The following is an 11,492-nucleotide window of genomic DNA, read 5'->3' on the forward strand; positions in this document are numbered from 1 at the left end:
GCCAGCGACGCCCCGGTAAGCACCGCACGCGAAACTGGGGGCACCCGTACTAAAAGTCCTGCCCATTGACGCCTGGCGGCTGGTGTTCGGCGCCATTTCAATTTCCGGAGCAACGCCATGAAAGCGAAGGACGGCGATGAAGACAACGACAGCCCGGCGGCGGCCTGTCACCGTTCGGGCGACGTGAGCATCGGTGCGGTGCAGGAGCGCCTGTCGGTCGAAATTGAGCGGACCGAGACAGGCGCGGTACGCGTGCGCAAGGTGAACTACGACGAGATTCAGGAAATCCCAGTAGCGCTGCGCACCGAATCGGTCGAGGTGCAACGCGTCCAGATAAATCGACCCGTAGCAAAGGAATATGGACCGCGACAGGAAGGCCCCACGCTTGTCGTGCCCGTGTTCGAATACGTCCCGGTAACGGAACTCAAACTGATGCTCAAGGAGGAGGTGCGGATTACAAAATCTACAACGAAGGTGGATGCGGTACATCACGCATCGGTTCAAAAGCAGGCCCTGATTGTCGAACGGCGCGACGGTCTGTCGGGCGACTGGGTCGAAGAAAACGGGTAGACCGATGTCAATGCGACGCAGCAAGGCAAAGACTACCGGTAAGCATTCCTATGCATACCTGGACAATCGGCCACCCTTACTTAACATTGGAGATTCGGAAATGGCACATGTAATCGTTGGTATCTTTGACCGCCTCATCGAGGCAAACAACGCAGCCGACCGCCTTGTGGAGGAAGGAATTTCTCGCACAGACATACAGGTACATGAGCGTGACTCAGCAAACGGAGTCCCCGATGCTGCTTCGGACGCGCCGCTCGCGGGCGCTTCCGGTCCGCACGGCGCATCGACGGTAGACGCTCCCCGCGAGGGAGGAGGCGCTCTTGCGCGGATTGAACGCTTCTTCTCGAACCTGTTTGGAAGTGAGGAGCGTCCGGAAGAAATCGGGTACTACCACGAGGCTGTTCGCCGCGGTAGTGTGCTATTGACCGTCGAGGTAGAGGATGTGGCTCAGGCGGATGCGGTCCGCGCAGCGCTCAATGAGTCCGGGGCAGTCGATATGGACGAGCGCGTCGCCCAATGGCGGAGCAGCGGATATCGCGGCTACGACCCGTCGGCGAGGGAATACACAGCGGAAGAGGTCGCAGCGGAGCGCAAGGCCTTTCCCGTGGTTCGCGAGGACCTTGATGTCGGTAAGCGCGAAGTCCAGACCGGTGGCGTGCGTGTCTACTCACGACTCACCACTACACCGGTAAGCGAGACCGTACAATTGCGCGAGGAACATGCTTCCGTTGAGCGTCGCCCGGTCGACCGTCCGGCGACCCCCGCCGACCTGAAGGAAGATTGTGTCGAAGTCCGCGAGACCAGCGAGCAGCCAGTCGTCTCGAAAACTGCGCGAGTGGTGGAGGAGGTCGTCGTGGGCAAGGAAGCGACCGCGCGCACAGAGACCATCAACGACACGGTCCGGGGCACGCAGGTCGAAGTTGAACGGGTCGAAGAGCAAGAGGGCAAGTCACGGGAATCCACCACGCCGGCGAAGCCGGTCTGAAACGGGCCGTCGCGGCCCCGCCGGCCGCTAGGTGGGGCTGCCTGCTGTCGCCGACGCCGGTGCAAACCGTCTGCCGAATTTTGCCTGGACCAGCAGACCGGCCGCGAACCGTTGCGGCCGGAAACCCTTTCGGATTTGGCGGACTGGTCGGTCCGAGGTACGTGTTGGCCAATGTTGCGTTGGCGTGAACACACCACGGTAGACCGGCGGCGGGATTCCAGGCAATCAATGCACAATACGGAACAATCATTGCTGCTCAGGCGTAAGTCAGGAGCGGAAAATGGCAATTGTGCTGCTGGTTGAGGACGACACAAATGTGCTGGCGAGCATGGAGACACTGCTCGTCATGGCAGGACACCGCGTGCAGCGAGCCGAAAACGGAAACGAGGCCTTCCTCGCCGCGTCGGACGATGCTCCCGACATCATTATCTCGGACGTCGTGATGCCGGTCATGGACGGCCTCGCGCTGGTTCGTGCGCTGCGCGCCGCTCCGCTGCTCGCCCATATTCCCGTGATTCTGACGACGGCGGTCAATGTGCCGCAAGGGTTGCCAGTGCAGGCTTTGCTCCGTAAGCCTTTCGTCGCGGCCCACCTGCTGAACCTGATTTACAAACTGGTGGAGAAGCGGTCCTGAGATTATCAGCGGGAAGTGGAGCGTTCGAGAGGATTGCGCAACGCCGGCGGTCTCCAGAGAAAGACAGTTCGACCAGCCGAGGCGGTCACGACAATGAGGGCAACACCCCGGACTGTCACGCCGGCAGCGGCAACGGTGGCGACCGATGACAGGCGCGCGGCTTCCGAAATCACCCATGACGTGGCTTCGCGCGAAACCATCTCAACGCCGCCCGGGGAGACCGTGCGTCCGGTACATAACCGCCCGCGCCCCCGGGAGCAACGCCTCCATGCGCCTGATGAACGTATCTGCCCGCGCCATGGTGCGGCGCAACTGACCACATGCGGCATCGAAATGGAACCGCCGGCGGCGGCGCTTGGTCGCCATGAGTTACAACTGCATGGCCGATTTCCTGCCGACAGGCGCTGGCATATGACTTGCGGCACTGCACGTGCGATACCTCCCCCGGTGTGCGACACACGGAGTTGGCGCGGCGTCCCGAAGCATTTTCTCGGGCCTGCTCCGGAGCGTCTCGCTGCCTGATGGCCCGAAGCGGCGCCAATGTGCCACTGGTCTATTTGAGACCGCCGACGTATCAGGTGATGACGTATGGAGGAACCGCATGCGGCAAGTCATCGTGGCGCTTTTCGGCTCGTATCATGACGCCCATGAGGCGCTTCGCGCCCTGCAGGCATTGGGGTTAAGCCGGGACCATGGACACTTATACCAGGCAGGAAATCGCGCTGCGGCGCCATCTATTCCTGTTGATACTCCAGAGCTGGATTGGCGCGTTCACGAGTCCGCGGAGTATGCAGCGCACGGCGAGCGTGCGGGCGCAGGCGCGAACCGATACAAGCCGGAGACGGGAGATTTGGGCCTCAGCGCCGACACGGCTGGCCCCCCGAGCATCGACGCAACAACGCGTACGCTTCTGGTTATTGAGGATACAAGTGGCTTGCGAGGGGCCGCCGCTTGCGGGGTGCTGTACGACTATGGCGCGGTCGCAGTAAAGGACGCTGCCGGGCACTGGGGCTTCTCACCTCACCGGAGGGGCTGCGGCAGCCAGGAATCGTGATTCGATTCGTGACGGGCAGTTCTGAAATGCTGTGGCGGCAGGCGCACGGGTGAGCGAGCGCGGTGGCTAACCATATTGAAGCATGCAGCCATTGCACAGCCGCACCGTTCATCGGTGATGCGGGCCGCCATGCAACGGCGTGCCCCGCCCCCGAAGTTTGCGCCGGACCTCCTCAACGTTGACGTCCTGGCCGCCTTTAGCGAACCGCCAAGCCAACCTCCGATAAGGCTCCAACAATTCCCACGATGATGTCGACCACGATGCCGAAGCCGCCGTCGACGATGCGACCGGCCAAGGCGCCGACGAGGCCTCCGATAATCAGCAGGAAAATGATTCCATGCGAGACCGGGTCCATGTTTCTTCTGCTATAGAGCTAAATCCACACTAGCGGCGAGCAAGCATTCCGATGATGAGTCCGCCGATGAGTGCCATCGTGACCGCTTTCCACGGAGCCTCATGAACGTAATCGTCGGTCGATTCGGAGACGACACGGTACTTCGTCTTGACCACCTCCTGTGCACCAGCAATCCTGTCCTTCAGGTCGGACAACGTCCGGGCACTGGTTGTTCGGTCTCCGTCGCTGCCGCCGGACTTCGTAGTAGCGCCGCTGCCCTGTTGAGATAAACCGGCGGAACTGCCCGGGTCAGACGCGACGGGCAAGGACCCGGCTGCTGGGGCGGTTGATTGATGCGACTCGGTCATTTGAACCTCCATATCTAGTTTGAATGGTCCAAGGGTTGAGCAAGTGGCGTGCCCCGCAGAGAACGTTGAACGCGAGTGGAGGCCGCACTGAGCGGCGCTCGCGGCAATTGCACATGTGTGCGTTCTTGCAGTTGCCTGCTACCAACCAAGCAGGACACGCAACCGCTCTATGAGCCAGTCCGTTTCGACGACACTCGTCCACCCTTTGCCTTCAATACCCCGGCGCATACGCCGCAGCGTTACGTCGCGCGGATGCTCAGGGTATTTGGCTGCGTCTTTAAGGGTCTTTGCAACCAGCTGCTGCGCCAAGTCTTCACACATGTCCCACCGCTCAAACCTTTCGGCTGCAGTTAAGCCGACGATAAGCCTACCGTCAATCCAGCGCCCAGCGAGTTTTGGCTGCGTGCCTGACAGCAACGCGGGCGTTGGGTCCCGTGGAAAGTCATCGGGTACTCGTGGAGTCGTCGGGTCATTCATTCATGACCTTCTCGGTGAAGGGCGCGGAGGAAGTTCCTCTTTGCCGGCAAGTGCCGTTGCGACGCCTCTGGCAACGAGGTCCCACACGGTGGCCGAAAATCTGGGGTAGTCCTCAAGATGTCCTGTTGCGATTCGCTCCCCCGCTTCGTCAAAGACACGGACTTCATATGACGCCTGCGCTCGGGCGCCGCCGATGTTGACGATTTCGACAGTACCGAGGTGTTTGCGCGTCGCCGCGTCAGGGTCGCCGAACGGCAAAAGTTCTACTGTGACTTGTAGCATGATGGGAAGCTCCATTAATTGAAGGATTATTCGGGCATACGACCCGCGCTTAGTGCTTGCAAAGATGGGCGATGACTTGCTTTGCGACCTCAATAAAGGTCTTGTGCTTGCCAGCCGCCACCGTCTCTGAGTCGAGCGCAGTGCCGGGAGCAGCAACGATGCGGACTCGAATGTACTCACCGTCTACGATGATTTGCACGCAAGCCTCCGGTGTCGGCGCTGCATCCCCAGCTGGTTGTCGCTCAACAAAGAGAGTGAATTCTCGGACGGCGGGATAAGGGCCCAGCGGCCATTGATATCCGTGTACTTGAAGGGCTTCCGAAGCGCGGTCCCATAGTGGCCTTCTCGGGTCCACCTCGACTGCGGCCGTATAGAGCGGCTCAACATCCTCGGGCTCAACTTCATGCTCGCCCTGGTACAGCGTGACAGCAGTGCGCCACCACGCAGCCGCCCAGCCCGTAGCTACGCGTTTCAACGACTTGAAATCTTCGTCGCTCTCAAGCATGTCAAGCGGGCGCCGGTCATCGAGACATCCATCCTGCGACGTGAGAAAATCAAGACGCGAGTCCGCCGGAGCCGGCTGGATGATTCGGCATATCGCTTGCAATCGCTCCTGGTCGAGATTTGGGTCGGTCAGCAGCGCGGGGAAGTATTCGGATTCGTCTACTTCCAGGGCAAAGACACTTCCTTCATCCGCGAGCCGCGCCAACCGCTTCTCGCTCACGCGCATCCGCTTTTTGAAGTCAACAGGCGTCAGCAGCTCACCTTTCGCAATCAGCGCACGCCGACCGACCAGCACCTGCGCCCAAAGTTGCTCTGGCGAGACTTCGCCCGCTTCCAGGTAAGCGTCGCGCACGATGCTTTCGATGCGAACTATCACTTCGTCTGGCAGGTGATGGCAATGTGCACGGTAAGCAGGTGGGAGCTGAAACTCGTTTTCGGCAATTTTGCGCGCCAGCAATGATGCGTCGTTTTGCGGAATGTCGAACTCGGCGCCAATGCGCCCCATCGCGACTTGCCAACCGGTCCTTGCCAAGGGCACAGCCGTTGAAGTCAAGATGACCACGTCTACGGGTAATTGTTCGTCGGTCTCCGGGTCCCAGCCAACCGACGAGCCGGGGCCGGGCGGATAGTAGAACTCGTCCACTCGCCCTCCCTTGGAGCGTTGGCGCTCGCACGTCCAGGCTTCGGTCGGCACTGTAACCTGCACAATCTCATCCGCGTCGCCCGCATCCGCGCCCGGCGCGAGATACAGAACGACGGCGTCCGGGTTGGCTTCTTTCAGGTGTCGCAGCAAATCTCGCACTTTCATAGCTGCCTGCATATCTTGAGGAGACGTCTGATGCAATCCGAAGGGAGCATTGGAGCCCCGCTACTTCGACAGAAAAGCCGCCGTTCGTAGATGAAGAGCTTCCGCGAGGTCGCACGCTTCCTCCGGAGAACATGGTTCTGGGAATAGTGGCTGCATGTTCGAGGTCCATCGAAAAAGCGCGTCGACCTGACGTCGCTCGTTCGGGGACACAGAGAGGGCCCGCAGCAGATGTTCGACGACATCGGCGTCCGGATGGTCCACGCTGTCAACGCTTGCCCCTCGCCTCCCAGCGACTGCACAGCAACAAAAATAGATGGCTTCCCAAGCGCATTTCAGGCGCGTCGCTGATGACAGCTTTCCACGCCTTGCATCACTCAGATAGTCGCGACTGACCGCCATCCGCCTGCTATCACTTTCGGTCATGATTTCACCTCCATCGGGCGCCAGTCCATACCTTCTTACAATCGGACCTAAACGGCTGCCCCACTGGAAGCGAGCAGACCCGCACTAGCTCTCGCTCGCTGTCCATCACTGCAGGCCGCCGTTGACAGCAAGCCACTCCCGAAGTTGTTTGCGTGCTTCTAGCGCGCCGAGAGCCGTCTCTGACTTTGTGTGCAGAAAATGCTGCTCAAAGCCCGGAGGCACGCCCCACGCTTCGTCATCTAGCGCCAGCCACTTTGTGAGGCCACGCTTCTTTGAATGGCGGATGACACACATGGTCTTGCCGGTGCCATCTTTGATTTCGCCGAACCGTGGTGGCGTATGGAGCGTCGTATCAACGACTCTGCGGCGCAATTCGTCGGGTAGCAAGGCGACGGTCTTCTCATCGCCGAGGCTTCTCAGCCACGAGGTGGTAAGAATGATTTGTACCTGCGGCCAAGGTGCGAGAATGTCCACAAGATAGGGTGCGTACTCGAACGGCGGCCGACCTGAATCCAATGTTATGACGCCGTTGTGGTCAACCACGCCGTGTCCCACGTTTAGCACCCCGCCATAGTTGAGGTAGAGCGTCGGTTTGTAGGCAAGCGAGTGTTGCGACTGCTCGTCAGATATTGTCATCTTCTCCTCCGCTTCCGTTGGCGACTCAGTTCCTTTGATACGCCTGATACTCGGAGATTTGAAGGCAAATCGGCGGCGGCGAGCACATAGGCCAATGCGCTGCGCTGTTTTGCTACCAGGCCTCGGTCAGTGCGGGGAATTAGCAGCGCACTATGAATGGCTCGGCAGAAAAGGCGAGAGACATCACGCTTCGATATCGCAGCTTCGCCGCGCCGCGTGAGTACTCTCCGACGCCGCGTCAGCTGCCGTGCTATCAGGCGTGCCAGTTCTTTGGCAACACCGCTAAGAGCGTATCCAATAACGCGGGATGTTTCGTTGCGGACGACTCTCGGTTGTCTCTGCCGCTTCGACACTCTTGGACCGTAAGTCTTGCGTCTATCGGCCACGTTGCTCACCTGACCTTACTGGGCGCTGCCCACACGCTCGGAAGGGCAGCCGAGGAGGCATCGATGTCTACATCAAGCGGGTAGTGGCGTAGCAGCTGAAGCGCGGCTGAGCGCACGAGGCCCCACATGATTTCGTCTTCAGCGTCCGACAGCGTCCTGAGGAATCGGCGCGTCTCGATGACAGCCTTGGTACGCTCACTTGGCATGGTCATGGCAAGCTCCTAGCAGAAATTCCATCATCGCTTCGCACCATCCAAGAAGAATGCCGGTCGGCCACTTGTCATCAAAAGGGGGCACGCGGTCCCTCATGAGCATGCTTCCCCCCGCGCTCTCCTCAGCGTTTGCTCTATTGCGCGGCTTCAGGCCGTGCGTCTAAGTGATATTTGGATGTGACGTCGCCGTCGTACGGACGGCATATGTCACGCACCAAGCCATCAACAAGTACGCAGAGTCGTCAGTCCATCCTCGCGGCCCGAGAAGTCGATAGCGGCGGCCGCGGGCGCTGACAGCCGCCCAGACTTGCCACGCACGCGACGCCTCGCGAAACCTTGGCGAGCCATGTGCAAGTGAAACGTCGCACCTATGACTCGCCGGCTTACCCGTCGCTGGAACCAGGTGCGGGCGTCCTTGAAGTCATTAGACGCGATTCACTCACGACCTCTGGCTCATCGACGAAGATTCAATGACATCAATGCGTTCGCTAACGTGCTCGAGCTCAGCTACCCGTTTCCGCCCTGTGGCATATGGCCCTCCAGCGGCTGCTCGCATAAAGCGCCAGTCGGCGAGCTACATTGCTCATGACAGAGACCCGATGGTGTGGTCCGGCGGCAACATGGTCATGTTTTCCTCGGTGTAGCTTTGAAGGCACGCGTCTCCTCCCAGTCCTGTCTAGTCTCTAGTGGGCCTTCGGGTCGACGCGTGGCCGTGTCCGTAACATCGGCGTAACTGGAGACCCGGTTTCGCACGCGCCAGACGCTCCAGACATAGTCTGCATCCGAGCCTTTACCGGGTGGCCCATCAAGGCGGTAGACGCGACCGGATGAGGTGATTCCGACTCGCCGCTTGGGGTCAAAGGTTACGATGGCGCTGCTGACTCTTCCAGAACTGCGGTCAATTCTGTTGCCGACAAAATGTCGCTGTCCGCGTTCCGTCTCCATGATTCGCCATTCGACAAGCGTTATTTCTGGCTCAATCGAGACGGGCATGCATCGCCAGTAAGCCATATATCACCTCGTGCAGACGTGTAGTGCGGGACCGCACTTGGATTGCAGGCCGCTCACCGTCGTCACAAAAGCACGCCGAACGTCTGCTGATACACTCCGCTTCGCCTGGCCGGCAGGAAAAGCTCGCTGAGATTGATTTCCGTCTATTGTTTACGTATTTTATAGTACATAAAAATCAATCTGGCAACCCGCTCCCCATCGTGATTCGCGTTCTTTCCCCCAAACGGAGGAGTCAATGCCGAACCGCTCGGAGTCAAGAAATGCGCATCCAGTTCGCGTCCGACCTTCACCTTGAACACATCGACCCTTATCACGAACCAAGGATGCCGGTGTTCGCAGGGGGCGAACTGCTTCTGCTCGCTGGTGACATCGACAGAATTCGAAGAGTCTTCTGCCGGTTCTCCGGTTGGCCGTGTCCTGTCTTTTACGTTCGTGGAAATCACGACTCGTACTTCGATGGGTACGAGTCTGGAATCAGCGCCGCCGCCAAGCTTTCATTGACGGGCACGGTCAAGCTACTGGAGCGTTCAGAGATGGTATTAGCAGGCGTGAGGGTGCTGGGGTGTTGCCTCTGGACTGATTTCAGTTTGATGGGATGCGTCGAGGATGCCATGCTTCTCGCTCAATACTTTGGCCCTGATTATCGCTACCTGAGACGTGCCGACGGAAAACTGATAACGCCGGAAGACACGAAGAGAGAACACCATCTCACCGTTGACTGGTTGTCAAGAACGCTCGCTCGGCCTTTCAACGGAAGCACGGTAGTGGTAACGCATCATGCTCCGCACATTCGGTCCCTTCGGAGAAGTCGCGGCCTCAACCGCCTTAGTTCAGGGTTCGCTAGCAACTTGCTTCACCTGACCAAACAGACAGATGTTTGGATACATGGGCATGTGCATCACACGTGTGACTACAGGCTTGGTCGGTGCCGCGTACTCTGCAACCCTGCGGGCACTACGCGTTGTCCGAATCCATTCTTCGACCCGGCCTGGGTGATTGACATCGCTTCAGGCATCAAACGTCGCGGACCTACGGAAACGGCAGCGAGATGAAACCACGTGTTTTGCGTTACACATATCGCAGTGGAACGCAGCGTCTCGCAGACCGCGCGCAAGGACGGTGGCGCGTGCTCGTCAATGGGCCCGGCTTTGCATGCCGAAGCGGGCGACTACACTTGATTTAGAGGGCCGGTTCATGTGTCCAATTCCGATATCCTCACCGCACGCCACCGGTACCGGCCAGATTGAGCAGCTTTCCAGCTTCGCGGTCCGGTATGCGGCAGAAATGCATCTCGCTTTCGTGACCTTCTTCCGCGAGCGAATCGCCACCAGGCTTTACTCGGATTGGTCCGAGCGCGAACGAGTATCACTCGTCTCCAAAGTGGTCATCGACGGTATCACAAAGACTGCGGGGGATTGGGCCGACGCATTGGAGCAAGTTACCGGCGCCAGCAATCTAGCGTTATGTACGATGCTGCCGTTTGCTGGAACCATCGCGAGCCGCCGACTCGTGACAACCAATCGACGCTGGTGTCCGATTTGCCTGCAGGAGTCTGCGGAACAGGGTGACCGAGGCGTTTATGAGCGACTGCTGTGGCGGCTTCAGGAGGTCCACGTTTGCCCCCAGCACCGGGTCGCTTTAGTGGAAGTATGTCCAGCCTGCCAAAAAGGAGGACAAATTCCCTTCTGCGCGACTGCTCGCGTCGGTTGCTGTCGCCATTGCGGCGCATGGATGGGACGTGAGCCGACGTCCGATGTCACAGCGCCCGTTTCCTCGTACGAGATGTTCGTAGCCAATACGTGCGGTGACCTTATGGCCTTGCCATCAAGCCTTGCAGCCGGTGCAAAGGTGCTACCGGGGATGGCAGTCGTCCAAGCGCTCAGAGACGTTTTTTTCGAAGGGAATGGCAGCGCGATGGCTCGGTCACTGGGAGAACTGCCCGGTCAGGTGAACTTCTATGCCAACGGCGAATTCGCCGCGCCCCTGCACTTTTTTCTCCGCGCATCCCATCACACTGGCGCCACCATGGAAGAGATGTTTGTTACTCACTGCTTCACAGACCGGTCGCCGGGACAGGGTCGCGAGCCGTACCAGCTTCGTCGCGCGATGCCAAGGCGCGTTCGAGAACAAGCCGAGATAGAAAGAATGCTGACAGACGCGCTCGCAGAGCATCCCCCGCGGTCGGTTCGGGCAATAGCCATCGACTTGAATATGGAGCCAGTCACACTTTGGCGCCGCTCACCTGACTTGTGCTCCCAAGTGTCGAAGCGCAATTCGGCCCATGTTGCAGCAATCGCCGCGGCCAGTCGCTCAGCTTTTGAAGCTAACGTGCGCGTCGTCTTGGCTGAATTCAAGCGTCGCGGGCGCCATCCCTCCGAACCGGAACTCAGAGGTGCTCTGCAGGACCCGGGTTGCTTCCTGAATGTTTGGAAGCGAAGCGTCATCCGGGCAGAGATGACGAAGATTGAATGGTAGAGGGAGCCCAAGATGCCGTCGTGGAAAGCGAAAAACATCGAATTGCAACCAACGACAACGCTTCTCGACTGGCGCGTTATGGAGACGGAGCGTAACGAACGCCACTTCGTCGGTATATCATCGCAATCAAAGCATCCGCAGGTTAGCGCTGTCATCGAGTTGTATGATATCCAGCGACGTGTCGGCGTCACCCACTTCGGCCAAGTCTACGAGTTATTGGGTCGCCCCCGTTTGAACCTCGAGGTTGACTACGCATGGGGCAAATGGCGTGTCGCCAAACGCATCTCTTCCTTCGCTGATGTCCCCCGGCGTCAGACTACTTGTCGTGTTATC

At 59.3% G+C, this 11,492-nt stretch carries 11 protein-coding genes and 1 pseudogene; 6 read left to right on the top strand and 6 right to left on the bottom strand.

From position 1 onward, the window contains the following. The first annotated feature begins 117 nt into the window (after positions 1–117). The 3 genes from P0D89_RS47660 (at position 118) to P0D89_RS47670 (ending at position 2,189) form a co-directional block, all read left to right on the top strand. The gene (locus P0D89_RS47660; RefSeq protein WP_408361774.1) at positions 118–570 is read left to right on the top strand and encodes a YsnF/AvaK domain-containing protein; all 453 of its coding nucleotides are present in this window, start codon (positions 118–120) and stop codon (positions 568–570) included. Positions 571–670: 100 nt separating this feature from the next. Continuing rightward, positions 671–1,555, top strand: coding sequence for a YsnF/AvaK domain-containing protein (locus P0D89_RS47665; RefSeq protein WP_408361775.1), 885 nt, complete (start codon positions 671–673; stop codon positions 1,553–1,555). A gap of 280 nt (positions 1,556–1,835) precedes the next feature. Then, positions 1,836–2,189 (top strand): response regulator, encoded by a 354-nt coding sequence (locus P0D89_RS47670; protein WP_408361776.1) that lies wholly within the window; start codon positions 1,836–1,838, stop codon positions 2,187–2,189. Between the two features lie 1,251 nt (positions 2,190–3,440). Here the strand turns inward: P0D89_RS47670 and P0D89_RS47675 are convergent. From P0D89_RS47675 to P0D89_RS47700, 6 genes and pseudogenes are all read right to left on the bottom strand, one after another. After that, positions 3,441–3,598, bottom strand: a pseudogene (locus P0D89_RS47675) (GlsB/YeaQ/YmgE family stress response membrane protein); the annotation flags it as partial. Between the two features lie 29 nt (positions 3,599–3,627). Next, positions 3,628–3,945, bottom strand: a complete 318-nt coding sequence (locus tag P0D89_RS47680) for an ElaB/YgaM/YqjD family protein (RefSeq protein WP_408361777.1) — start codon at positions 3,943–3,945, stop codon at positions 3,628–3,630. A gap of 138 nt (positions 3,946–4,083) precedes the next feature. Then, positions 4,084–4,422, bottom strand: coding sequence for a hypothetical protein (locus P0D89_RS47685; protein WP_408361778.1), 339 nt, complete (start codon positions 4,420–4,422; stop codon positions 4,084–4,086). A 331-nt stretch (positions 4,423–4,753) separates the two neighbouring features. Beyond that, positions 4,754–6,016 carry a hypothetical protein gene (locus P0D89_RS47690; protein ID WP_408361779.1) on the bottom strand — a complete coding sequence of 421 codons (1,263 nt, stop codon included), beginning with the start codon at positions 6,014–6,016 and terminating at the stop codon, positions 4,754–4,756. A 528-nt stretch (positions 6,017–6,544) separates the two neighbouring features. After that, positions 6,545–7,075 carry an HAD domain-containing protein gene (locus tag P0D89_RS47695; protein ID WP_408361780.1) on the bottom strand — a complete coding sequence of 177 codons (531 nt, stop codon included), beginning with the start codon at positions 7,073–7,075 and terminating at the stop codon, positions 6,545–6,547. 391 nt (positions 7,076–7,466) lie between these two features. Continuing rightward, complete coding sequence (locus tag P0D89_RS47700; RefSeq protein WP_408361781.1) at positions 7,467–7,673, bottom strand: BPSL0761 family protein; 207 nt, start codon at positions 7,671–7,673, stop codon at positions 7,467–7,469. A 1,271-nt stretch (positions 7,674–8,944) separates the two neighbouring features. Between P0D89_RS47700 and P0D89_RS47705 the strand changes: the two genes are divergently transcribed. The 3 genes from P0D89_RS47705 to P0D89_RS47715 all read left to right on the top strand — a co-directional run. Next, on the top strand, positions 8,945–9,736 hold the full coding sequence (locus P0D89_RS47705; protein WP_408361782.1) for a metallophosphoesterase: 792 nt from the start codon (positions 8,945–8,947) through the stop codon (positions 9,734–9,736). 142 nt (positions 9,737–9,878) lie between these two features. Then, complete coding sequence (locus tag P0D89_RS47710; protein ID WP_408361783.1) at positions 9,879–11,159, top strand: TniQ family protein; 1,281 nt, start codon at positions 9,879–9,881, stop codon at positions 11,157–11,159. Between the two features lie 12 nt (positions 11,160–11,171). Continuing rightward, on the top strand, positions 11,172–11,492 hold a 321-nt coding region (locus tag P0D89_RS47715; protein WP_408361784.1), incomplete at its 3' end, for a hypothetical protein.

Source organism: Paraburkholderia sp. RL18-085-BIA-A, from assembly GCF_046027075.1.
Lineage (GTDB): Bacteria > Pseudomonadota > Gammaproteobacteria > Burkholderiales > Burkholderiaceae > Paraburkholderia.

What these genes read in the sequence shown, in the direction of transcription:
- P0D89_RS47670 (WP_408361776.1), top strand. Translation starts at nt 1,836, where the DNA reads ATGGCAATTGTGCTGCTGGTTGAGGACGACACAAATGTGCTGGCGAGC.
- P0D89_RS47685 (WP_408361778.1), bottom strand. Translation starts at nt 4,422, where the DNA reads ATGAATGACCCGACGACTCCACGAGTACCCGATGACTTTCCACGGGAC.
- P0D89_RS47705 (WP_408361782.1), top strand. Translation starts at nt 8,945, where the DNA reads ATGCGCATCCAGTTCGCGTCCGACCTTCACCTTGAACACATCGACCCT.
- P0D89_RS47695 (WP_408361780.1), bottom strand. Translation starts at nt 7,075, where the DNA reads ATGACAATATCTGACGAGCAGTCGCAACACTCGCTTGCCTACAAACCG.
- P0D89_RS47710 (WP_408361783.1), top strand. Translation starts at nt 9,879, where the DNA reads ATGTGTCCAATTCCGATATCCTCACCGCACGCCACCGGTACCGGCCAG.
- P0D89_RS47665 (WP_408361775.1), top strand. Translation starts at nt 671, where the DNA reads ATGGCACATGTAATCGTTGGTATCTTTGACCGCCTCATCGAGGCAAAC.
- P0D89_RS47660 (WP_408361774.1), top strand. Translation starts at nt 118, where the DNA reads ATGAAAGCGAAGGACGGCGATGAAGACAACGACAGCCCGGCGGCGGCC.
- P0D89_RS47690 (WP_408361779.1), bottom strand. Translation starts at nt 6,016, where the DNA reads ATGAAAGTGCGAGATTTGCTGCGACACCTGAAAGAAGCCAACCCGGAC.
- P0D89_RS47680 (WP_408361777.1), bottom strand. Translation starts at nt 3,945, where the DNA reads ATGACCGAGTCGCATCAATCAACCGCCCCAGCAGCCGGGTCCTTGCCC.
- P0D89_RS47700 (WP_408361781.1), bottom strand. Translation starts at nt 7,673, where the DNA reads ATGACCATGCCAAGTGAGCGTACCAAGGCTGTCATCGAGACGCGCCGA.